22 protein-coding genes are annotated in these 22,859 nt (G+C 62.7%); 6 read left to right on the forward strand and 16 right to left on the reverse strand.

Features of this window, described 5'->3' with window-relative positions; translation table 11 throughout:
- Window positions 1–102 precede the first annotated feature (102 nt).
- The 3 genes from RYH70_RS09435 to RYH70_RS09445 all read right to left on the reverse strand — a co-directional run bounded on the left by RYH70_RS09435 (window position 103) and on the right by RYH70_RS09445 (window position 2,866).
- Window positions 103–1,095 carry an aldo/keto reductase gene (locus RYH70_RS09435; RefSeq protein WP_317010110.1) on the reverse strand — a complete coding sequence of 331 codons (993 nt, stop codon included), beginning with the start codon at window positions 1,093–1,095 and terminating at the stop codon, window positions 103–105.
- Window positions 1,096–1,114: 19 nt separating this feature from the next.
- A complete protein-coding gene (locus tag RYH70_RS09440) occupies window positions 1,115–1,843 on the reverse strand; it encodes a hypothetical protein (RefSeq protein WP_284455808.1) in 729 nt (242 codons plus the stop codon).
- Window positions 1,844–1,954: 111 nt separating this feature from the next.
- A complete protein-coding gene (locus tag RYH70_RS09445; protein WP_284455809.1) occupies window positions 1,955–2,866 on the reverse strand; it encodes a toxin-antitoxin system YwqK family antitoxin in 912 nt (303 codons plus the stop codon).
- 160 nt (window positions 2,867–3,026) lie between these two features.
- Between RYH70_RS09445 and trmB the strand changes: the two genes are divergently transcribed.
- Together trmB and RYH70_RS09455 are read left to right on the forward strand one after the other, a co-directional pair.
- The gene (gene trmB, locus RYH70_RS09450; protein ID WP_167374836.1) at window positions 3,027–3,713 is read left to right on the forward strand and encodes a tRNA (guanine(46)-N(7))-methyltransferase TrmB; all 687 of its coding nucleotides are present in this window, start codon (window positions 3,027–3,029) and stop codon (window positions 3,711–3,713) included.
- Between the two features lie 13 nt (window positions 3,714–3,726).
- Window positions 3,727–5,121 carry an MFS transporter gene (locus RYH70_RS09455; RefSeq protein ID WP_284455810.1) on the forward strand — a complete coding sequence of 465 codons (1,395 nt, stop codon included), beginning with the start codon at window positions 3,727–3,729 and terminating at the stop codon, window positions 5,119–5,121.
- A 45-nt stretch (window positions 5,122–5,166) separates the two neighbouring features.
- On the opposite strand, the gene RYH70_RS09460 is transcribed toward RYH70_RS09455, so the two are convergent.
- The 8 genes from RYH70_RS09460 to RYH70_RS09495 all read right to left on the reverse strand — a co-directional run bounded on the left by RYH70_RS09460 (window position 5,167) and on the right by RYH70_RS09495 (window position 12,585).
- Entirely contained in the window at window positions 5,167–6,528 is a 1,362-nt protein-coding gene (locus RYH70_RS09460) for a TrpB-like pyridoxal phosphate-dependent enzyme (protein WP_063139638.1), read from the reverse strand.
- 44 nt (window positions 6,529–6,572) lie between these two features.
- Entirely contained in the window at window positions 6,573–6,998 is a 426-nt protein-coding gene (locus RYH70_RS09465) for a GNAT family N-acetyltransferase (protein ID WP_284455811.1), read from the reverse strand.
- Between the two features lie 11 nt (window positions 6,999–7,009).
- The gene (locus RYH70_RS09470; protein WP_022996387.1) at window positions 7,010–8,137 is read right to left on the reverse strand and encodes a cupin domain-containing protein; all 1,128 of its coding nucleotides are present in this window, start codon (window positions 8,135–8,137) and stop codon (window positions 7,010–7,012) included.
- Between the two features lie 2 nt (window positions 8,138–8,139).
- Window positions 8,140–9,507, reverse strand: coding sequence for an adenylosuccinate lyase (gene purB / locus RYH70_RS09475; RefSeq protein WP_233918426.1), 1,368 nt, complete (start codon window positions 9,505–9,507; stop codon window positions 8,140–8,142).
- Window positions 9,508–9,650: 143 nt separating this feature from the next.
- Window positions 9,651–10,295: a high frequency lysogenization protein HflD gene (hflD, locus tag RYH70_RS09480; protein WP_022996389.1), complete on the reverse strand. Its 645-nt coding sequence runs from the start codon at window positions 10,293–10,295 to the stop codon at window positions 9,651–9,653.
- Window positions 10,292–11,410, reverse strand: coding sequence for a tRNA 2-thiouridine(34) synthase MnmA (gene mnmA / locus RYH70_RS09485; protein ID WP_317010111.1), 1,119 nt, complete (start codon window positions 11,408–11,410; stop codon window positions 10,292–10,294). The genes hflD and mnmA overlap by 4 nt, the downstream gene beginning before the upstream one ends.
- Before the next feature lie 25 nt (window positions 11,411–11,435).
- The gene (locus tag RYH70_RS09490; protein ID WP_022996391.1) at window positions 11,436–11,903 is read right to left on the reverse strand and encodes an NUDIX hydrolase; all 468 of its coding nucleotides are present in this window, start codon (window positions 11,901–11,903) and stop codon (window positions 11,436–11,438) included.
- Between the two features lie 58 nt (window positions 11,904–11,961).
- Window positions 11,962–12,585 carry a pseudouridine synthase gene (locus RYH70_RS09495; protein ID WP_022996392.1) on the reverse strand — a complete coding sequence of 208 codons (624 nt, stop codon included), beginning with the start codon at window positions 12,583–12,585 and terminating at the stop codon, window positions 11,962–11,964.
- Between the two features lie 109 nt (window positions 12,586–12,694).
- Here RYH70_RS09495 and icd point away from each other — a divergent pair, with 109 nt between their 5' ends.
- The gene (icd, locus tag RYH70_RS09500; RefSeq protein ID WP_022996393.1) at window positions 12,695–13,957 is read left to right on the forward strand and encodes an NADP-dependent isocitrate dehydrogenase; all 1,263 of its coding nucleotides are present in this window, start codon (window positions 12,695–12,697) and stop codon (window positions 13,955–13,957) included.
- A gap of 28 nt (window positions 13,958–13,985) precedes the next feature.
- Here icd and RYH70_RS09505 read toward each other — a convergent pair whose 3' ends face one another.
- Entirely contained in the window at window positions 13,986–14,258 is a 273-nt protein-coding gene (locus tag RYH70_RS09505; RefSeq protein ID WP_022996394.1) for a cold-shock protein, read from the reverse strand.
- 446 nt (window positions 14,259–14,704) lie between these two features.
- Here RYH70_RS09505 and clpS point away from each other — a divergent pair, with 446 nt between their 5' ends.
- Both clpS and clpA read left to right on the forward strand, forming a co-directional pair.
- Window positions 14,705–15,088: an ATP-dependent Clp protease adapter ClpS gene (gene clpS, locus RYH70_RS09510; RefSeq protein ID WP_022996395.1), complete on the forward strand. Its 384-nt coding sequence runs from the start codon at window positions 14,705–14,707 to the stop codon at window positions 15,086–15,088.
- Between the two features lie 69 nt (window positions 15,089–15,157).
- Window positions 15,158–17,431, forward strand: a complete 2,274-nt coding sequence (clpA, locus tag RYH70_RS09515) for an ATP-dependent Clp protease ATP-binding subunit ClpA (RefSeq protein ID WP_022996396.1) — start codon at window positions 15,158–15,160, stop codon at window positions 17,429–17,431.
- A gap of 80 nt (window positions 17,432–17,511) precedes the next feature.
- Here the strand turns inward: clpA and infA are convergent, their stop codons facing one another.
- Window positions 17,512–17,730, reverse strand: coding sequence for a translation initiation factor IF-1 (gene infA, locus RYH70_RS09520; RefSeq protein ID WP_014994331.1), 219 nt, complete (start codon window positions 17,728–17,730; stop codon window positions 17,512–17,514).
- A gap of 75 nt (window positions 17,731–17,805) precedes the next feature.
- A complete protein-coding gene (locus RYH70_RS09525) occupies window positions 17,806–18,555 on the reverse strand; it encodes an arginyltransferase (RefSeq protein WP_022996397.1) in 750 nt (249 codons plus the stop codon).
- A gap of 198 nt (window positions 18,556–18,753) precedes the next feature.
- Here RYH70_RS09525 and RYH70_RS09530 point away from each other — a divergent pair, with 198 nt between their 5' ends.
- Entirely contained in the window at window positions 18,754–20,754 is a 2,001-nt protein-coding gene (locus RYH70_RS09530) for an acetoacetate--CoA ligase (protein ID WP_233918422.1), read from the forward strand.
- A gap of 99 nt (window positions 20,755–20,853) precedes the next feature.
- Here the strand turns inward: RYH70_RS09530 and aat are convergent, their stop codons facing one another.
- Together aat and trxB are read right to left on the reverse strand one after the other, a co-directional pair.
- Window positions 20,854–21,591, reverse strand: coding sequence for a leucyl/phenylalanyl-tRNA--protein transferase (gene aat / locus RYH70_RS09535; RefSeq protein WP_080530880.1), 738 nt, complete (start codon window positions 21,589–21,591; stop codon window positions 20,854–20,856).
- Between the two features lie 6 nt (window positions 21,592–21,597).
- Complete coding sequence (gene trxB, locus RYH70_RS09540; RefSeq protein WP_022996400.1) at window positions 21,598–22,545, reverse strand: thioredoxin-disulfide reductase; 948 nt, start codon at window positions 22,543–22,545, stop codon at window positions 21,598–21,600.
- Window positions 22,546–22,859: the final 314 nt, after the last annotated feature.

Genomic DNA, 22,859 nt, shown 5'->3' on the forward strand with positions numbered 1-22,859 from the left:
TAGCAGCGAATGAGGCGTTGGCGTGGGAAGGTGTTGTGTGTCAGCGGGCTGATCCCCAACTGTGGGGAGGCAGGGCTTGATCAACCGGAATTTTCAGCGGTTCTACCGACCCGTCGGCGCCATGAACTCCGGCCCCACCGGGTTGGTGATCGTGTCGGCGAGTATACGTTCGATCTCCGCGTTCAAAGCATCATCCAGATGCCAGCCGTCCAACTCCAGCATGGGCAGGATCTGTTCCGGGCGACGCACGCCCCAGAGGGCCAGATCGACGCCGGGCTGGTCCAGCAGCCAGCGTACCGCCAGCGGCAGCACGCCGCTCAAGCCGTTGTCGCGGGCCAGCGTGTTGAGGGCGTCCACCGCCTCAAGGTACTGGGCGTAGCGGGGAGGTTGGAATTTGGGGTCGTGGTTACGCAGGTCGTCGCTGCTGAAACGGGTGTGTGGACGCATCTTGCCGGACAGCAGGCCACGGCACAGAGCGCTGTAACCCAGCACGCTGATGCCCAGCTCCCGGGCGGTGGGCAGCAGATCCTCTTCAATACCCCGTTCGAACAGATTGTAGGGTACCTGAACCGCGGTGAGCGGACAGAGGGCGTGGAAGGCGCGCAGCTGCTGGCCGGTGACGTTGCTGACGCCGACGGCGCGGATCTTGCCCTGGCGCCGCAGTGTGGCCATGGCCCTGGCGGTCTCTTCCAGCGGGCAGGCCAGATCCGGCCAGTGCACTTGGTACAGATCGATGACATCGGTACGCAGGCGCCGCAGGCTGGCGTGCACTTCCTCGAACAGCCGTTGCGGCCGGGCGTCACGGAACGGGGTGCCGTCGTGCCAGTCCAGTCCGGCCTGGGTGGACAGCGTCACATGCTGTCGCAGACGGCCACGGTGCAGCGCTTCGCCCACCAGCGCTTCGGATTCTCCGAAGCCGTACAGGGGAGCGGTGTCGATGGTGGTTATACCGTTTTCCACCGCCTCCAGGATGGCCTGCAGAGCGTTATGGCGATCCCACCCAGCGCTGTCCCGTGCTCCGGCGCCCATGGTCCGGGTGCCCAGGGTGATCCGGCTGCAGGTCAGGTCGCTGTTGGTCAGGGTGGTGGTTTCCATTGCCGCTCCGGTGGGCTGGTCAGTGGACCAGGTCGACTTTGATTTCCAATGGCAGAGTGACGGTACTGCTGCGTTGCTCCGCGCCGCCCAAACCCTGGCTCCGGGTTTGTTCGCGCACTTCTATGTTTCCCAAGGCCGTCCACTGGCCCAGGGGCACTTGCAGGGTGGTGGCGGTGCTCTGGGTGTCCGCGACGGTGCCATGGCTCAATTGTTCGAAGCGCTGGCTGATGCGCAGGCGCACCTGATTGTCGGCGGTGAGCAGAGGCAGAATATCGATCCCTTGTTTCAGGCTCAATAAAGCGGGCAGCTGGCTGCCGGCCAGGGCGATCAGCGTACCCTGACCGACACTGGCCGGATGCCCGGAGAGGGTGTTGATACGGTACTGGTCCTCGCGCTGCTGCCGGTGGCGACCGTCGCTCACGATGACCCGGCCGCCCTCGACTTTCAATACGCGGTCGTCGCCTTCGCTGTTCTGGCGCCGCCGCAACACCACCGATACCGTGCGCGGCGCCGCTGGCATGTCGCCCAGGGCATTGAGGATTTGATCAAAATTCTCCTGACTGGTGCGGATCACCAGCCGGCCCTGGTAGGCGTTGACGGAGCCGCCTTCCGGCAGCAGCGGTTCGATGATTGGCACCAGAGCTTCAGCGTCGGCCCGCTGGATCACATGGATGGACATCTGTGCCAGGGCAGGGCCGGTCAGGATCAGGCCCAGTAGCAGGGCCAGGGTGCGGATGAATGGGGTCATGGCGGCCTCTTGGTCATGATGCGCTTGTTATCATAGCCCTGCTGAGGGCGGATTGATTTGTGGCGATACTCATCCTTTGGATGGTGGAAAGAGTACGCGGTTCAGGCGTTGTTATCCGCCATCGCCGGCATTAATGGTTTCGATGGTGCCGTCGCGGCCGCGCTGATGCCATTCGCCGACCCGTTTGCCGTCACGATATTGCCCCCACAGCAAGGGCGTACCGGTGGCCGTTTGCAGACGCCAGGGGCCATGCAAGCGACCTTTGACATAGGTCTCCCGGTAGACACGTGTTCCTTTCCGGCTGATCTTCAGACCCTCGGGCAGGCCGTTGACGGTATGATGAAGTTCCACCAGGGCGCCCTTTTCGAAACGCTCAAGCCAGCGTTCACCGGTCTCGGCGTAGTGAATGTCAGCCTGGATCGGCTGGTGCTGGTGGTAGCGGGCAGTAATGATCAGCCATAGCGGCGCGTTGTCCAGGAAGCGCCCCTCCGAGTCTCGTCGATACTCGACTTGGTGCTGGGTCAATTCACCGTCCTTGCCCCAGAAGCGTGTTTCGACGATGCCGGCACTTTGCGCCGTGCCCCGGGCGGTGACGCGGCCGCTCTCGTCAAAATAGCTGAACACGCCGTTTTTCTTGCCCCGGACAAAGCAGACTTGTTCGCGCAGATTACCGTCAGGGTAGTAACGGCGCACTTGACCGTGTACCTGATTATTCCGGTAGGGAATCTCCTCGGTGAGGTGTCCGGCGCGGTCGAACCACTGTTCCAGGCCGGATTGAACACCATTCCGGTACTGGGCGATGCGTCTCAGAGGGCCCTTTTCCACACGCCCTTCTTCCTGCCCGTTTTCGCCGCTCCTTTCATAGTAATAGCGTTGCTCGCCGTGCCGCTTGCCGTCCTTGATACGCCGATGTTCGATCAGCGCGCCTTGTTGATTGAGTACTCCGAACTCGCCCTGAAGGGCAGCGTTCGCCGGCGGTTTGGCTGTCTCGGCGGTGCTGAGGCCGGCGCACAGCAGAAGCAATGATACGAGGCATCGGCGGACCATTATTATCGGTGCCCCGATAAATCCGTCGACGGGAGGAAAAACGGTCTTTTAAAACGCATAATGGTGCCTCCGTGCGGCTTGCTGAAAGAATAGCAAACGGTCGCCATCCCAACTTCATGCGGATCACAACAATTTCATGTTTGCCAACAGTTCCCCCGTGGTGTCGAACCAGACCGGACCGCACGAGCGCCTGGAGGCTACCGTGCGCCGCCATTTGTCGCAGCCCTGGCGGGCGCCGCTGGCGGAGCATGACCGCCGGGCGTTTGATCAGGCGCGGCAATGGCTCGGCGACGATGCGAGGCCGCTGATCCTGGATTCTGGCTGTGGTACCGGCCGGTCCTCGGTGATGCTGGCCCGCCGTTTCCCGCAGGCGAGGGTGCTCGGACTGGACCAGTCCGAACACCGGCTGCAGCGGGGCGAGCGGCGTTTCGGCGAAGCGCTGCCGGAAAACCTGCGGCTGGTGCGTTGCGATTGCGCCGGATTCTGGCGGCTGGCGCAAGATGCCGGCTGGCGTGTGCAACGCCATTATCTGCTGTACCCCAATCCGTGGCCCAAGAGTGCCCATCTGAAGCGACGCTGGCACGGCCATCCTGTATTTCCACATCTGCTTGCCCTTGGCGGCGAGTTGGAGGCGCGCAGTAACTGGCGGCTGTATCTGGAGGAGTTGGCGGCGGCGCTGGCGCTGGCCGGGATCACGGCATCGGTGACGCCGGTGGCGGACACCGAGGAGACGCTGACCGATTTCGAGGAGAAATACCGGCTCAGCGGCCATCAGCTCTGGCGGCTTAGCGCGATACTGGGGGGTGGCCCAGGGGCCGCCTGAGAGGAGGCCCCGCATGCCCGTTCCCACAGCGCCCCAGTCCGACACTTGGCGTGATCTCTGTTCAGGCCTGCGTGGGCCGCGCCTGTTGCTGATCTGGCTCGGTATCTGGGTGGGGGCGGCGGAAAGTCTGGTCACCGCCACCATCATGCCGACAGTGGCGCGGCAATTGGGCGGCTACGCGTATTTCAGTTGGGCGGTGGCGCTGTTCATGATCGGAACGATCCTGGCCGTGGCCAGCGCGGGGCGATTGGCGGAGCGATACGGTTTGGCGCGTGCCAGCGCGGGCGCCGGACTGGTGTTGGCGACCGGGTGCGCGGTGTCCGCGCTGGCGCCGGATATTTTCACCTTTCTGGCTGGCCGCTGGGTGCAGGGCGTGGGTGGGGGCTGGATTTCCGGTTTCGCCATGGTGGCGGTGTCGCGGTTCTTCCCGGAGCGGCATTTGGCGCGGGTGTTTGCCTCGGCCACCGCGATTTGGGCGCTGGCCACGGTGCTCGGCCCCTTGCTGGGAGGGGTGTTTGCCGGGAGCGGCAGCTGGCGTGGCGTGTTCTGGTTGTTCTCTGCCCAGGCATTGCTGTTCGTACTCGCCGCTTTACTGCTGTTTCGTGGCGCGGCCCCGGCGGAGCGCGGTGCCCGGGTGCCCTGGCCGCAGCTGGGATTGTTGGCGGTAGGGGTGGCGGCGCTGGTGCTGGCGAGTCTGGCGGAACACTGGCTCTGGGTATTGGGACTGCTGCTGTTGTCCATCGGCATGCTGGCGTGGTTGCGCTGGCGGGATCAACGCGGAGAGAACCGTCTGTTGCCCGCCGGGGCCTGGCAGTTGCGGCACACCGTGGGGGCCGGTTACGCGGCGATGGCGGCGGTGACGGCGGCGTCCATGGCGTTGCTGATCTACGGCCCGCCGATTCTGCAAGCGCTACAGGGGCTGTCGCCATTGCGGGCCGGCTATGTGGTGGCGGTGCAGGCGATGGCCTGGACACTGGCGGCGCTGGCGGTTTCCGGGGCGGATCGGAAGGGCGAGCGCCGCTGGATTCGCATCGGCGCGTTGACGGTTTTACTCGGGGTGTTGTTGCTGGCCGCCGTTATGACGTCGCCGGTGCTCTGGGTATTGATGGGCGCGGCAATCTGCGGTCTGGGCCTGGGTTGGGGCTCCAGTCTGATGAATCGGCGCTTGCTGCGGGCGCTGGCGGAAGGAGACCGGACCATTGGCTCTTCGGCATTGATCGCGGTGCGCCAGGTGGGTGGTGCCGTGGGCGCGGTGCTGGCGGGGTTGGCGGCCAATTTGGCCGGTGTGGCGGAAGGTCTGTCGCCGGAAAGCGCCGAGCGGGCAGCTCCGGTGGTGTTCATGGCGGTGCTGCCGATGGCGCTGTTAGCGGTGTGGTGCGCGTGGCGGTTTACCCGGTCGGCGGATTGAATCGCGGCGCACAAGCCGCGATTCCGCGTGTTGCCGTCACGGGCCTCAACCGAGCTGAGGCAACTGCGCCAGCGCCACTTCCGCGGCGGCGGCGTCGTACTCGCGGTCTTCCAGTTTGCCATCGAAGAAATCGATGTAGGCCTGCATGTCGAAATGACCGTGGCCGGACAGGTTGAACAGGATGGTTTGTCCCTGGCCTTCTTCCTTGCAGCGCAACGCTTCGTCGATGGCGGCCTTGACCGCGTGGGAGCACTCTGGCGCCGGCACGATGCCTTCGTGGCGGGCGAATTGCACCGCCGCCTCGAAGCAGCCGGTCTGGGCGTACGCGCGGGCTTCGATCAGCCCCAGTTGCAACGCGTGGGAAACCTGCGGGCCCATGCCGTGGTAACGCAGGCCGCCGGCGTGGAAGCCCGGCGGGGTGAAGCTGGAGCCCAGGGTGTGCATCTTGGTCAGCGGTGTCAGGTGGGCGGTGTCGCCGAAGTCGTAGGCGAACCGGCCCTGAGTCAGGGTCGGGCAGGCCGCCGGCTCCACCGCCAGGATGCGGCGGCCGCGGCCACCACGCAGTTGCTCGCCGAGGAACGGAAACACCAGACCGGCGAAGTTGGAGCCGCCGCCGGTGCAGCCGATCAGTATATCCGGATCGTCGCCGGCCATTTCCATCTGCAGCAGGGCTTCCTGGCCGATGATGCTTTGATGCAGCATCACATGGTTGAGCACGGAACCAAGGGCGTACTTGGTATCGTCGGCCTGGGCCGCGAGCTCCACCGCTTCACTGATGGCGATGCCGAGGCTGCCCGGGTGATCGGGGTTCTCCGCCAGTATGGCGCGGCCGGCGTTGGTGAGATTGGACGGGGAGGGGATGCACTCGGCCCCGTAGGTGCGCATCAGTGCCTGCCGATAGGGCTTTTGTTGATAGGACACCTTGACCTGGAATACCTGCACCTCGAGACCGAACAGGCTGCCGGCGAACGCCAGGGAAGAGCCCCACTGGCCGGCGCCGGTTTCGGTGGTCAGACGGCGGGTGCCGGCTTCCGCATTGTAATAGGCCTGGGCCACGGCGGTGTTCGGCTTGTGCGAGCCGGCCGGGCTCACGCCCTCGTATTTGAAGTAGATGCGCGCCGGCGTATCCAGCGCCTTTTCCAGGCGGCGGGCACGGATCAGAGGGCTTGGGCGCCACATCTTGTAGACGTCCAGCACCGCTGCCGGAATATCCACATAACGCTCGGCGGTCATTTCCTGGGCGATCAGGGTATCCGGGAACAAGGGCGCCAGATCCGAAGGGGCCACCGGCTGACGGGTGCCGGGATGCAGCACCGGGGCCATCGGTTCCGGGAAGTCCGCCATGATGTTGTACCACTGGCGTGGCAGACGGGATTGCTCCAGGAAATATTGGGTGGTGTCGGACATGGGGCTCTCTTCTTCTGATTATTGTTCCGTCGTGGCGTGACGGGTTATTTCAGCAACTTGAACATTTGCCGGTGCGGGATATGGGCATCCATGAAAATGCCGCCGGAACTGGCGAAGCCCGCCGTTTCATAGAAGCTGGTGGCGTGGGTCTGGGCGTTGAGGAAGATCTCCTGCATGCCACGGGCCCGAGCGGCTTCCTCGGCGGCCACCAGCAGGGCTCTGCCGATACCGCTGTTGCGGCTGTTCGAGAGCACGCACAGGCGGCTGATCTGGCCACTGCTCTGCAGGCGGATACAGCCCACCGGCTGGTTCCGCTGGTCGAGCGCGAGAAAGTGACAGGCACTGGAATCCTTGCCGTCCCACTCCAGTTCTTCCGGCACGTTCTGCTCGCCGATGAAAATGGTTTCGCGCAGCAAACGCAGCGCCGGCTCGTGTTCGTCCCAAGTGGTTTCGATGATGCTAAAGGCCATGGTGTTCTCGGTTAAAGCGGGGCAAAGAAGCCCTGATCGATCCAATGATTGAGCAGCTCGCCGGCGGACCGGGTCAGCAGCGGCTCCAACTGGTCGTTGCGGTAGCGGCGTTGCCCGGCCAGCAGGTCCACCAGTGCGGCTTGCTCCGCGTCCAGTGTCCAGCATTCGCCGTTGAGCCAGGCATGGTCGCCCTGACGAAGCAGGCGCACACCGCCGTGCCGTACCAGCGCGGCGTCCGGTGCGCCGGCGCGAATCTGCTCTTCGTCCACAATAAAATCAAGACCGTTCTGACGCGGTGTGCTCAGCCAGCGGGCCACCGCCCGGGCTGCCTGGGCGCGGTCCAGCAAGCCCAGGGAAGCAGACAGCAGGTTGTCCAGATCGTTCTGTTCGAGCCGCCCCGGATCCGGGCAGGGCGCGCGCCCGGCGTCGCGGTAGAGCTGCTCGGGCTGATTGGCCAGACATTCGGCCACCATTTCCGCCAGCAGGTCACGGTAATCCGGGGCCCGGAATCCCACTGACCAGGTGACGCAATCGCTGTCGCTGGCGACGCCATGGTGGGCGACGCCCGGCGGCAGATACAGCACATCGCCGGGGCCGGCATGGAACTCCTGTTCGCAGGGCATGTGCGCCAGCATCTTCAGCGGCGTATCAGTGCGCTGCGGCGCGGCGTCGTCACAATGCGGTCCGATTTTCCAATGGCGATGGCCGCTGGCCTGGATCAGAAACACGTCGTACTGATCGAAATGAGGGCCGACGCTGCCGCCCTCGGCGGCGTAGCTGATCATGATGTCTTCCAGACGCCAGCCCGGCACGAAGCCGAAATCGTCCAGCAGCAGGCTCACCGGTGTCAGAAAGTGGTCTACGGACTGTACCAGCAGGGTCCAGTCCCGCTCGCCCAGGCCCTCGAACGCATCCTCTTCCAGCGGTCCCTGCTGCAACGACCAGGGGCCCTCGCCGGCACCCCGGATCAGCCTGGATTCCACCTCCGCTTCCAGCGCCAGTCCGGCCAGGGTGTCGGCGTCGGGGTAGTCAAGGCCGCTGGCGGCGGCGGGCATGAACAGCGTGCGCCGCTGCCAGTGCCGCTCGAGAAAGGTCTCCGCCGGCAGTGGCAGCGTGAAGCGGGGCAGCTCGGTGGCCAAGATCAGACTGCCCGTGCCTGCTGGCCGGCGCTGCCCACGTAGGAAGCCGGAGTCAGTTCCTTGAGCCGCGCTTTGGCTTCCTCTGGGATCGCCAGGGTGTCGATGAAGGCAATCAGAGCCTCCTCGGTGATGGCCTTGCCACGGGTCAGGGCCTTGAGTTTCTCGTAGGGCTGCTCGATGCCGTAGCGGCGCATTACCGTCTGAATGGGCTCGGCCAGTACTTCCCAGGCGTGCTCCAGATCCTCTTCCAGACGGGTCGGGTTCACTTCCAGTTTGCCGATGCCTTTGAGACTGGCTTCATAGGCGATCAGGCTGTGGGCCAGGCCCACGCCCACATTGCGCAGCACGGTGGAGTCGGTGAGATCGCGCTGCCAGCGGGAGACCGGCAGCTTGGCGGCGAGGTGATCCATCATCGCGTTGGCCAGCCCCAGGTTGCCTTCGGAGTTCTCGAAATCGATCGGATTGACCTTGTGCGGCATGGTGGAGGAACCCACTTCGCCTTCAACGGTTCTCTGTTTGAAGTAACCGAGAGAGATGTAACCCCAGACGTCGCGGTCGAAGTCCAGCAGGATGGTGTTGAAGCGCATCAGAGCGTGGAAGTATTCGGCGATCCAGTCGTGCGGTTCGATCTGTGTGGTAAAGGGATTGAAGGTCAGTCCCAGCCCCTCGACGAAACGGCGCGCGAAGGTTTCCCAGTCCACTTCCGGATAGGCCGCCAGGTGGGCGTTGTAGTTGCCCACCGCGCCATTGATCTTGCCGAGCACCGGTACCGCCGCGAATTGTTCGCGCTGGCGTTGCAGGCGTGCCACCACATTGGCCATTTCCTTGCCCACGGTGGTGGGGGAGGCGGACTGGCCGTGGGTGCGTGACAGCATTGGCCGGTCGGCGTTGGCATGGGCCAGCTTGCGAATGGCGTTGATGACCTGATCCAGTTTCGGCAGCAGGGCATCGCGCGCTTCCTGGAGCATCAGCGCGTAGGAGAGGTTGTTGATGTCCTCGCTGGTGCAGGCGAAGTGCACGAACTCGGTCATCTTGTCCAGCTCTTCGTGCTCGGCCATGCACTCTTTGATGAAGTACTCCACCGCCTTGACGTCGTGATTGGTGGTGGCCTCGATTTCCTTGATGCGCTCGGCGTGCTTCTCCTCGAATTCACGGGTGATGCCACGCAGATGCCAGGCGGCCTTGCCGCTCATCAGCGGGACTTCCGGAATGGCCTTCTCGTGGGCCAGCTGTTCCAGCCAACTGACTTCCACATGAACCCGGTAGCGGATCAGGCCGTATTCGGTGGTGATGTCGCGCAGGGCATCCGCTTTGCCGGCGTAGCGGCCGTCCACCGGAGAAATGGCACGAAGGTGAGTAAGGCTGGACATGAAGCACTCCTAGACAGGAAAACCGAAAGCGGCGCTATCATACAGCAAATCGGGAAGCGCCGCGTGGGTTATGACGAAGGTCGAAGGACGAAAAAAATCGCGGCTCATGAGGGGCGATTTTCTTTATATTTTACTTTATATATTTAGTTTAATTCATTGATTTTTATGCTGTTTAGTATATCGAGATGCGCTTTGCGCTGAAACAGCAAACGCCAGCGCCGGCCACCCATCTGATGCCATAGAAAGGCGGCCCGCACACCGGCCAGGAACAGGGCGCGGATGCGGGCCGCGTTGTCCTCGTCCTGCAGTTTGGCCGGGTCGCCCTGCACGCGGATACGGAACCGGAACGTGCCCAGCGTATCCACGTAGATACCCGCCAACCGGTGGCAGAAGCCGGGTTGCGTGAGATCCTCGAAATGGGCGCGCTGACCTTCCAGGGCCAGTAGCCGGTTACGCAGAATATTCACCACGTCGTCATTCTTGCGCAGTTTTGAGGAGAGATGCAGCAGCGCCAGCCCATAGCTGAGAGGGCGGGCGGCGTCCCGGTTCTGTTCCCTGTTGAGGCTCTTGCGCAGCAGGCGCAGGCCATCCTGGAAGCGGCCCGGGCGCGGATAGATGGTGTCGAAGTCGGTGGCGTCCATCACCAGCACTGATTCAAACAGCGATGCCAGTACCGCCGGATCGGCGTCGCCACGGGTGGCGATCTGGTCCGCCATGACCGCGCACTCGAATACCGCGCCGAGAGCCAGCATTTGCTGTTGCTGTAGGGACAGGGGTTGCTCGGTCATCGTGTCTCCTCGATCACGGCCCCGCCGAGACAGGCGTCGCCGTGGTAAAACACCACCGACTGACCCGGGGTGACCGCTCGTTGTGGCTGATCGAACACCACGCGTACCCGGCCGTCGCCGGCGTTCTCCACGGTACAGGCCTGATCGGGCTGGCGATAGCGGGTTTTGGCGGTAAGCCGGGCGGGGAGGGCCGGCGGCGCCATGGCCACCCAGTCCACCGGCGCGCTGGTCAACTCACGGCTGAACAGCAGCGGGTGGTTGTGGCCCTGCACCGCGATCAGCACGTTGCGGCTCAGATCCTTGGCGGCCACGTACCAGGGTTCATCGTTGCCGTCGGCGCGGCCGCCGATGCCCAGTCCCTGGCGCTGCCCCAGGGTGTAGTACATCAGTCCGTCGTGCCGGCCGATCACCTTGCCATGGTCGTCCTCGATGATACCGGGCTGGGCTGGCAGATAGGTCTCCAGGAAGTCCTTGAAGCGGCGCTCACCGATGAAGCAAATGCCGGTGGAATCCTTCTTCTTGTGGTTGTCGAAGCCTTTCTCCCCGGCCAGGCGGCGCACTTCCGGTTTGTGCAGATCACCCAGGGGGAACAGGGTGCGGGCGAATTTGTCGCCGCCCACCGCGTGCAGAAAGTAAGTCTGGTCCTTGTTGGTATCCACCGCGCGCAGCAGCCGGGCGGGCCCATGCCGATGCTCGACCCGGGCGTAGTGGCCGGTGGCGATGGCGTCGGCGCCCAGCGCCACGGCGTGATCCAGGAAGGCGCGGAACTTGATTTCCTTGTTGCAGAGGATGTCCGGGTTGGGAGTGCGGCCGGCCCGGTATTCCTCGAGGAAGTGCTCGAACACCCGGTCCCAGTACTCGCCGGCGAAATTCACCGTATGCAGCTCCATACCCAATACGCCAGCCACCTGCATGGCGTCGAGCAGGTCCTCCCGGGCGGTACAGTATTCGGTACCGTCGTCCTCGTTCCAGTTCTTCATGAACAGGCCTTCCACCTGATAACCCGCCTCCAGCAGGCGGGCGGCGGCCACCGAGGAATCGACACCGCCGGACATGCCGACGATGACGCGGGTGGATTCCGGGGTGAGGGTGGAAGGAGAAGGCAGTTCCGACATGGCGAGCAACCGTGTAGTGATGGGTTCAGCCCTGCTGCAAAGGCCAGGGGTGCTGATAAATGCTGTCCAGCGGCAGGCGCCGGCCGCTCAGGTAATCGGAGACGCAACGCATCACCAACGGGCTGCGGTGCTCGGCCTGCCGTGAGGACAACTCCTGAGGTGTCAGCCAGACCGCTTCCTCGATGCCGCGATCCAGTTTCTGGCGCGGGTCGTGTTTCAGCGGACGGGCGACGAAACAGGCCCGGTAGTATACTCCGGCGCCCTTGAACGGCTGAAAAATATACCAGCCGAGCAGGTCGGTCACTTCCACTTGCCAAGCCGTCTCTTCCAGGGTTTCGCGGTAGGCGGCCTGCATCAGGTCCTCGCCGAATTCCACATGACCGGCGGGCTGGTTGAGCACCAGCGCTCCGTCCTGGTGTTCTCGCACGAACAACAGGCGTCCGTCTTGCTCCACCACGGTGGCTACCGTAATGTGCGGTTCGAAGCTGTTCATAGATTGGCCGTTCCAGGCATGGCGGGCGCCAGATGGTATCGCAACGCCGGGGGGCTCGTCACGACCGGCGCGCTTTCCCGCGCCGCTGACGTGGAGGAGAACGGCGCCGGGATGGCCCGCCCCGCGCCGGGGCCTTGGGCAGGTGCACGGTTTCGTCACGCCACTGACCGGGCTGCAAGCCATCCAGGCTCCAGTCGCCGATGCGCCAACGCACCAGCCGCAGGGTGGGAAAGCCCACCGCCGCGGTCATGCGCCGCACCTGGCGGTTGCGACCTTCGTCTATGGTGAGTTCCAGCCACTGGTCGGGTACCGTGAGCCGCGTGCGCACCGGCGGCTGGCGCGGCCATAACGAGGGTTCGTCGATACGCCGGACCCGCGCCGGCCGGCAGGGGCCGTCCTTGAGCGTGATGCCCTGGCGCAACGGCTCCAGATCGTCTTCACCGGGAGCGCCTTCCACCTGTACCAGATAGGTTTTCGGCAGGTGAAAGCGCGGGCTGGCGATGCGCGCCTGGAGGCCGCCGTCATCGGTGAGCAGCAACAATCCCTCGGAGTCCCAGTCCAGCCGGCCGGCGGGGTAGACGCCCTCCACGGGAAGCGATTCCTTGAGGGTCCGGCGCCCACGGGTGTCGGTGAACTGGGACAACATCTGAAAGGGTTTGTTAAACAAAATAAGCCGGGCCATTGGGAAAATCGTCGGTTCGGGCCCATGAAGGCCAAGCAAGGTTATCCACTCGATGGTATACTCGCCCGGCAACCGAATTCCACGGTTATTCTCAGAGGGAGTAGTGTAGATGGGATACCAAAAGATCGTGGTTCCGGCAGACGGTGACAAAATCACCGTTAATGCGGACCTATCCCTGAATGTCCCCAACCACCCGATCATTCCGTATATCGAAGGGGACGGCATCGGCGTTGATATCTCGCCGGTGATGATAAAAGTGGTTAACGCCGCGGTGGAAAAAGCCTATGGCGCCAAGCGTGGCATCACCTGGATGGAAATCTATGCCGGTGAAAAAGCCACCCGGGTTTACGGGCCGGATGTATGGCTGCCCGAAGAAACCTTGGAGGCCATGCGGGAATTCACCGTAGGTATCAAAGGACCGTTGACCACTCCGGTGGGCGGTGGGATCCGTTCTCTGAACGTGGCCCTGCGCCAGGAGCTTGACCTTTATACCTGTATGCGCCCGGTGCGATGGTTCGAAGGGGTACCCAGCCCGGTACGCCACCCCGAACTGACCGACATGGTGATCTTCCGTGAAAACTCCGAAGACATCTATGCCGGCATCGAATGGGCCGCGGACGGTCCCGAAGCCACCAAACTGATCCGCTTCCTGCGCGAGGAAATGGGGGTTACCCAGATCCGTTTCCCGGAAGGTTGTGGTATCGGCATCAAGCCGGTGTCCCGCGAGGGCACCCAGCGTCTGGTCCGCAAGGCGATCCAGTACGCCATCGATAATGACAAGGATTCCGTCACCCTGGTGCACAAAGGCAACATCATGAAGTACACCGAGGGGGCCTTTAAGGATTGGGGCTACGAATTGGCCCGGGACCGCTTCAACGCTGAGCTGCTTGACGGTGGCCCCTGGATGGTGATGAAGAATCCGCGTACCGGGAAAGAGATCGTCATCAAGGACGTGATCGCGGATGCCTTCCTGCAGCAGATCCTGATGCGTCCGGCGGAGTACAGCGTGATCGCCACGCTGAACCTGAACGGTGACTACATTTCCGACGCCCTGGCGGCGGAAGTGGGCGGCATCGGCATCGCGCCGGGCGCCAACATTGGCGGCTCCGTGGCGCTGTTCGAGGCCACTCACGGCACCGCGCCGAAGTACGCCGGCCAGGACAAGGTGAACCCGGGTTCACTGATCCTGTCCGCCGAGATGATGCTGCGCCACCTGGGCTGGGAAGACGCCGCCGATCTGGTGATCAATGGCATGGAAGGGGCGATTGCCGCCAAGACCGTGACCTACGATTTCGAGCGTCTCATGCCCGATGCCACGCTGCTGAAGTGTTCCGAATTCGGCGATGCCGTGATCGAACACATGGGGAACTGATTCCCATCCCCTCCGGTGAAGCGCTCACTCAGGTGGAGAGGGCGCTTTTCTCCCGCTCCCGCCTCCGGCCTTGCCGGTGCCGGCGGGTGGTGGGAACCGCTCCCGGCTTCAGGTTCACCGCATGGTAACCCTTGCTGGCCTCGAGCAGCTCATATTCCACACTCTGTCCGGTGTATAAGGTTTTGTAACCTTTCTCCTGTATATAGGAGTAGTGCACGAACAGATCATCGCCACCTTCGTCCGGCCGAACGAAGCCATACCCTTTGGCATTGTTGAACCACTTTACCGTTCCCGTTGCCATGGTCGTCCCTCATGTTACCCCGGGGGTGTGTTCCGGGTGTCCCGCCGTGCCGGTGTTCTGTATGACAACCGGTCATCGCACGGTAACCTATGGCTGTACATTGTTTTTGTTATCCCCGCCCGGGCGGGGCCTGGATCACTGACGTCAATATCCAACATCAACGCCGCCGGCCATGGAACTTTGCTCTGGTTATCATAGCGGGCTGCTATGAAGACCTTGCCTTGGCCTCGGCATGATATGGATTGAGATGTGCCGAACGGGCCGGAAAGTCCCGGAACATCCGGCATTGTTGGATTCAGAGATCCCCTGGGTCGCGCTCTGCCCAACTTTTCATCATGGAAAACTGAGTGTCAAGCCCAATCGTTGGGATTGAAAAATAGCGGTTAATGCCCCAATTAGTGGATTGCCTGTCGGCGCCCGCGGGTATACAAACTTCAGAGAGACGCATGAAAAGGCAGCACAAGGTGTTTTTCACGGGTAACGAGCGGGGGGCGCGAATACGCCTGGGGCCGGATCAGCCGGCGGATCCCGATCGTCAGGGCGATCTGGCCGTGGAGGCGAGCAAGCCACGGCTAAAGCGCCCATCCATGTATAAAGTGATCATGCTCAACGACGACTACACACCGATGGACTTCGTCGTTGAGGTACTGGAAACCTTTTTTCGTATGGACCGCGAGCAGGCCACTCGTGTCATGCTGACGGTCCATACCGAGGGCAAGGCGGTGTGCGGGGTGTTTCCCCGGGATATCGCCGAGACCAAGGCCGCGCAAGTGGTCGATTACGCCCGGGAACATCAGCATCCGCTGATGTGTCAGGTGGAGAAGGCCTGATTCAGGCCCAAGGGCCTGATTTCAGGCCGGCCAGCCCGACACCAAGGGTGACGAGTAGTGAGGTAGCCTATGCTCAGCAAAGAACTGGAACTTACCCTTAACGAGGCGTTCCATCACGCACGAAGCCACCGTCATGAGTTCATGACCGTGGAGCATCTGCTGTTGGCACTGCTGGACAACGATGCCGCGTTGGAAGTGCTGCGCGCCTGCGGCGCGGATCTGGATGAGCTGCGCGAGGCCCTGACTCAGTTCATTAGCGATTCCACGCCGCTGTTACCGGATGACGGTGACGATGAGCGTGATACACAGCCGACGCTGGGTTTCCAGCGGGTGCTGCAACGCGCGGTGTTCAGCGTGCAGTCCTCGGGTAAGAAGGAAGTGACCGGCGCCAATGTGCTGGTGGCGATCTTCAATGAGCAGGAAAGCCAGGCGGTTTACCTGCTCAACAGCCAGGACGTGCACCGCTTGGATGTGGTCAATTACATCTCCCACGGTGTCTCTCCGCAGCAGGAGGCGGATGATGCTCAACAGCCGGATATCGAAGCCGGCGGTGGCCCCGAAGGGGGCGCCTCGGCCAACGCCCTGGAGGCTTATGCGTCCAATCTGAACGAGCTGGCACGGGCGGACCGGATCGACCCGCTGGTCGGACGGGCGTTTGAAATTGAACGGGCGGCGCAGATCCTGTGCCGGCGGCGCAAGAACAATCCGCTGCTCGTGGGCGAGCCCGGTGTGGGCAAGACCGCCATTGCCGAGGGGCTGGCGCGCATGATCGTGGAAGGTCAGGTGCCCGAGCCGCTGCAGGACGCGGTGGTCTATTCCCTGGATCTGGGCGCGCTGCTGGCCGGCACCAAATACCGCGGTGATTTCGAGAAGCGGCTGAAGAGTTTGCTGGCGGAGTTGCGCAAGCAGGACAACTCGATTCTGTTCATCGATGAAATTCACACCATCATCGGTGCCGGCGCGGCTTCCGGCGGTGTCATGGACGCGTCCAATCTGCTCAAACCGCTGCTGGCTTCCGGGGAATTGAAATGCATGGGCTCCACTACTTTTCAGGAGTACCGGACCATTTTTGAAAAAGACCGGGCACTGTCCCGCCGTTTCCAGAAAGTGGATGTGGTGGAACCGTCGGTGGAGGATACCGTGGGGATTCTCAAGGGGCTCAAGAGCCGCTTCGAGAAGCACCATGGCGTGCAGTACACCGACGCGGCACTGCGCTCGGCGGCGGAGTTGAGCGCGCGCTACATTAATGACCGCTTCCTGCCGGACAAGGCCATCGATGTGATCGACGAGGTCGGTGCCTGGCAGCGCCTGCGGCCGGAAAACGAGCGCCGTGAAATCATCGAGCAGGATGACGTGGAAGTCATGGTGGCGAAGATCGCGCGGATTCCGCCGAAGCAGGTGTCCTCTTCCGATAAGGAAGTGCTGCGCAATCTGGAGCGGGACCTGAAGATGACCGTGTTCGGTCAGGACGAAGCCATCGATGCCATCTCCGCGGCGATCAAGCTGTCCCGCGCCGGGCTGAAGGCGGACAACAAGCCGATCGGCTCGTTCATGTTCGCCGGTCCCACCGGGGTAGGTAAAACCGAGGTGAGCCGGCAACTGGCTCGCGCGCTGGGCGTGGAGTTGGTGCGCTTCGACATGTCCGAGTACATGGAGCGGCACACCGTAAGCCGTCTGATCGGCGCGCCTCCGGGCTACGTCGGTTACGATCAGGGCGGTCTGCTCACCGAGGCGATTACCAAGACGCCGCATTGCGTGCTGTTGATGGACGAGATCGAAAAGGCGCACCCGGAAGTGTTCAACATCCTGCTGCAGGTGATGGACAACGCGTCGCTGACCGACAATAACGGCCGCAAGGCGGACTTCCGCAATGTGATCCTGATCATGACCACCAATGCGGGCGCCGAGGTGTTGAACAAGCGCTCCATCGGTTTCACCGAACAGGATCAGTCCAGCGACGGCATGGAAGTGTTGAAAAAAGCCTTCACGCCGGAGTTCCGCAACCGGCTGGACGCCATCATCCAGTTCAACCCGCTGGGGAGGGAAACCATTCTCGGCGTGGTGGACAAGTTCCTGGTGGAACTGCAGGCGCAGTTGGATGAGAAAGGCGTGGTGCTGGAAGTGGAGGCGGATGCCCGCACCTGGTTGGCCGATCACGGCTATGACAAGGATATGGGGGCCCGCCCCATGGCCCGTCTGATCCAGGAGCAGATCAAGAAGCCGCTGGCGGAGAAACTGCTGTTTGGCGAACTGGCGGAGCAGGGCGGCCGGGCGCGAGTCGTGGTCCGCGACGACAAGCTGCTGCTGACCGTGGATGCCTCCCAGGAGGAAGCCACCTGCTGAAGATCGCGGCCATGGATGGCCAGGCTCTAACAAAAAAACCCGGCATGCCGGGTTTTTTTATGCATCAAGGAAAACCGCCGTTACTTCATGCGGAAGGTGATGCGCCCCTTGCTCAGATCATAGGGCGACATTTCCACCTTGACGCGATCGCCGGTGAGAATCCGGATGTAGAATTTACGCATCTTGCCGGAAATATGGGCGGTGATCACATGCCCGTTATCCAGCTTCACACGAAACATGGTGTTGGGAAGGGTTTCAAGAACCACGCCTTCCAATTCAATTTGCTCTTCTTTCGCCATTCAGCGCGTACCCTGATGTCGTCGGCTACGGAGGGAGGCGCAATTGTGCCGGAATTGGACGCATGCTGCAAAGGTTTAGGCGATGGGGGGGCGACGCCCCGGAGGAGTGGGGGGGTGAAACTCCTGCCACTCGTCGTTGATCAACAGTTCCAGCGGGCGGTACTGACTCTTGTAGCTCATCTTGCGGCATTCGCTGATCCAGTAGCCCAGGTAGAGATAAGGCAGGCCCAGACGGCGGCATTCCTCGATTTGCCAGAGCAGGGCATTGACGCCGAGGCCGCGCTCGGCGACGGCCGGGTCGAAGAACGTGTAGACCGCCGACAGGCCGTCCTTGAGGGCGTCGGTGACCGCCACGGCAAGCAATTTTTTGGTGGCCGGATCACGGAAACAGTAGAAGCGGGTATCGGTCCAGGCGCAGGTCAGGAAGCTGGAAAACTGCTCCTCGGAGGGCGGATACATGTCGCCGTCACCGTGGCGTTCGCGAATATACAGTGAGTAGAGCCGGTAGAATTCGCGGGTGTAGCGGGACGGCTCCTGCCGCACGATCAGATCGCTATTGCGCTGAAGGATCCGCTTCTGCCGCCGGCGAGGCTGGAAATCCGCCACCCGCACCCGTGCCGGCAGACAGGCGTGACAGGCCTCACAGTGCGGGCGATACAGGTAGTCGCCGCTGCGGCGGAAGCCGAGCAGGGACAGCTCGCTGTACAGGGCCGCATTGAGGCGCACCTGAGGGTCCACGAACAGCGTGGCGGCCTGCTGGCCTTCCAGGTAGCTGCAGGGGTGGGCCGGCGTGCGGAAAAAGCGGAGTTCGGACAGATCACTCATGGGCCCAGTTTATCCAACAGGGGGCGACCAAGGCCAGCCGTCCGGGTGTGGCGCTGCTTTTTACCGCGCGGACGAGCGGTTCGTGAATACTTGTACCTTTCGCCGCCCTCCGGAGTTGGATAGGCTTCCGAAGCCCGGTTTATGGCGAAATAACAATAAACGGCCTCGGCCTATACAGAGGCTGTGTTCAGGAGAGCTATGATGACAACAACCGATCCGATGCCCCTGTGGCAACCCAGCGAGGAACGCATCCGCAACAGCCGCCTGCATCATTTTCAAGGTTGGCTGGAGCAGCGCACGGGCGAACATTTCAACGATTACGACGCCCTCTGGCGGTGGTCCGTGGACCACCTGGAAGCCTTTTGGGAAGCGATCTGGCAGTACTTCGAAGTGGCTGCCTCGGAGCCCTACAGCGAGGTGCTCGACAGCCATGAAATGCCCGGCGCCCAATGGTTCGAGGGCAGCCGGCTGAACCTGGTGGAGCAGATCTTCCGTTTTCACCATGACCAGCCCGATCGTCCGGCGATCCTCTCCCGCTCCGAACTTCGTCCACTGCAATCCCTGTCCTGGGGTGAGCTGCGCCGCCAGGTGGCGGCCCTGTCCGACCGGTTGCGCCAACGTGGGATCGGCCCCGGAGACCGGGTGGTGGCCTATTTGCCCAATGTGGCGGAAACGGTGGTGGCATTCTGTGCCTGCGCCAGTGTTGGCGCGATCTGGTCCAGCTGTTCCCCGGACATGGGCACCCGCAGCGTGCTCGACCGTTTCCGCCAGATCGATCCCAAAGTGATCATCGCGGTGGACGGGTATCGCTATGGCGGCAAGGATTTCGACCGCCTGGAGGTGGTAAAGGGGCTGCGTGAGGCGCTGCCGACGGTGGAGCAAGTGATCCTGCTGCCTTACCTCAACCCCGAGGCCCGTCTGGATGGGGCCGATCTCTGGCAGGACATGGTCGCCGGCGAGGTGCCAATGGCGTTTGAACAGGTGCCGTTCGACCATCCGCTGTGGGTGGTGTACTCCTCGGGGACCACCGGGATGCCCAAACCCATCGTGCACGGCCACGGCGGTACCTTGCTGGAGGGTTTGAAAGGTCACGCTCTGCATATGGACCTGGGGCCGGAGGACCGCTTCATGTGGTTCACCACCACCGGCTGGATCATGTGGAATTCACAGATCACCGGTCTGATGGTGGGCAGCACCATCTGTTTGTACGACGGCAATCCCGGTTACCCGGATCTCGGTACGCTGTGGCGTTTCGCCGAGGAGACCGAGCTGACCTTCTTCGGCGCTGGCGCCGCCTATTTTCTCAACTGCAAGAAAGCGGAAATCGAGCCTGGCCAATGGCTGAGCCCTGGCAGGCTCAGATCGGTGGGTTCCACCGGCTCGCCACTGCCGGAGGAGGGGTACCAGTGGATCATGGATCAACTGGGTGACGTGATGATCGCCACCATCAGCGGTGGCACCGATGTGGCGGCGGCCTATGTGGGCGGCTGCCCGATACTGCCGGTCTATTCCGGAGAGATGCAGTGCCGGTATCTGGGCACGGCGACCTATGCCATGTCCGACGACGGCCGGATTCTGGAGGACGAAGTGGGGGAGCTGGTGGTGACCAAACCGATGCCGTCCATGCCGTTGTACTTCTGGAACGACGAAGAAGGGCTGCGCTACCACGACAGCTACTTCGACGTGTTTCCCGGCATTTGGCGCCACGGCGACTGGATCCGCATCACCCCGCGCGGTGGCGCGGTGATCTATGGCCGTTCCGACACCACCATCAACCGCCACGGGATCCGCATGGGCACCAGCGAGATCTATCGGGTGGTGGAAGAGTTCCCGGAAGTCCTCGACAGCCTGGTGGTGGATCTGGAATACCTGGGACGGGAATCCTTCATGCCGTTGTTCGTGGTGCTGCGCGAGGGGCAGGTTCTGGACGAGGATCTGAAAAGCCGCATCAAGGCGGCGATCCGCGACAATCTGTCCGCCCGGCATGTGCCCAACGACATCGTGCCTGCGCCGGAAGTGCCGCGCACACTCACCGGCAAGAAAATGGAGCTCCCCATCAAGAAGCTGCTGCTGGGGCAGTCCCTGGATAAAGTGGCCAACCCGGATGCCATGGCCAATCCGGACAGCCTGACGTTCTATATCGACTACGCCGAACGCCGTGACACCGCCAATGGGGCAGGGCAGGTAAAGACCGGCTGAATGGCTGTCTTCCCCAGACGAGGCTACAAGGCTGCTGTGGGAGTTTGCCTGCAAGCGAATTTTTTGGGCCGAACCCCCTATTCGCTTGCAGGCAAGCTCCTACAGTTTAAAGGAAATAGCGGCGCGATCCCGATCCGTGAGCCCGTTCCAGGTCATCGGAACCGGCGGCCATTTGCGGGGCTCGGTGTCGGTGATCAAGGTCCGCAACGCTGTCTGAAATTCCTGTCGCGGCATCAACACTGCGCCCAGCCGCATCAGGTGAGGATTCTCCACCTGGGCGTCCAGCAACTGGATGCCCAGTTCCGGCGCCAGCGCCCACAACGCCGCCAGCGCGCATTTAGAACCGTTATCGCGGCGAGAGAACATGGACTCACCGAAGAACACACCGCCCAACTGAATGCCGTAGATACCGCCGGCCAGGCCCTGGTCGTCATGCACCGTCACGCAATGGGCATGGCCCAGATGGTGCAGGCGCAGATAAGCATCGCGCATGTCGCGAGTGATCCAGGTGCCGTCCTGGCCGGCGCGGGGGGCCGCGCAAGCGTCGATGACTCCGGCGAAGTTCTGGTCCAGGCGGATTTGCGGATTCCAGCCTCGCAGGGTGCGCCGGGTGCGGCGGCTCAGGTGCAGATCCCCGGGGCGAAACACACAGCGCGGAGCCGGTGACCACCAGAGGATCGGCTGGCTGTCGTCGTACCAGGGGAAGATACCCTGGCGATAGGCGCAAAGCAGAGTGGAAGGGGAAAGGTCGCCGCCGGCGGCGAGCAGCCCGTTGGGCTCCTCAAGGGCCTCTTCCACGGCGGGAAAAGGCCCCCCGGCGGGCAACCAGGGGATCATGCGCGATCAGTCTTCCAGGGTTTCCAGATAGCGCTCCGCGTCCAGTGCCGCCATGCAGCCGGAACCGGCGGAGGTCACTGCCTGACGGTATACGTGATCGGCCACGTCGCCGGCGGCGAACACGCCCGCCACGCTGGTGGCGGTGGCATTGCCTTCCAGGCCGCTGCGGATGCGGATATAGCCGTCATGCATGTCCAACTGCCCGGCGAAGATGTCGGTGTTGGGTTTATGGCCGATGGCGATGAACAGGCCCTGCAGCTCCAGTTCCTCGGTGCTGTCATCCTTGGTGGACTTGACACGGATGCCATTGACGCCGGAATCGTCGCCCAACACTTCGTCGAGCACGTGATCCCACATGACGGTGACGTTGTCCTTGGCGAACAGCTTGTCCTGCAGGATCTTTTCCGCGCGCAGTTTGTCGCGGCGGTGAATCAGCACCACCTCGGAAGCAATGTTGGACAGGTACAGGGCTTCTTCAACGGCGGTGTTGCCACCGCCCACCACGGCCACTTTCTGGCCCCGGTAGAAGAAACCGTCACAGGTGGCGCAGGCGGAAACCCCTTTGCCCATGAACGCCTGCTCGGAATCCAGACCCAGGTACATGGCCGAAGCCCCGGTGGCGATGATCAGGGCATCACAGCTGTAGGTGCCGGAGTCGCCCTTGAGCACGAACGGACGCTGATCCAGTACCACCTCGTTAATGTGATCAAACAGCACCTGGGTGTCGAAGCGCTCGGCGTGCTGCTGCATGCGCACCATCAGGTCCGGGCCTTGCAGGCCTTCCACGTCTCCGGGCCAGTTATCCACTTCGGTGGTGGTGGTCAACTGCCCGCCGGGTTGGATGCCCGTGATCACCACCGGATTCAGATTGGCCCGGGCCGCGTAGACCGCCGCGGTGTAGCCGGCGGGGCCGGAACCCAGAATGATCAGTCGATGGTGCTGCACGTCGCTCATTGAATCCTCCACCAGGTCAGGGCCTGAAAACTGGGTCTGCTTAAGAAGTGGCGACGTTATGGTGTCGCCCACGGGCCGTTTCAAGGATGAGCAAGCTACAATACTTTCATGGCCCGGTGAAGGCGGCTCCGGCTATGAATGCGATTTGAGGCAACGATAGCCTCGCCACCGGGCCCTTGTTGCCCGGGCCCAGGCGCGGGATACTGCGGGCGCAAGAGCCGGTCGGGGCGCTGGCTCGAAAGGCGCTAATTCTGTACAATTCCATAGTTTTCAATTTGTTATGGCATTGAGTTCATGTTTTTTCCAGCTTTTAC

Origin of the sequence: Alloalcanivorax xenomutans (genome assembly GCF_032810065.1) — a bacterium.
GTDB classification, from domain to species: domain Bacteria; phylum Pseudomonadota; class Gammaproteobacteria; order Pseudomonadales; family Alcanivoracaceae; genus Alloalcanivorax; species Alloalcanivorax xenomutans.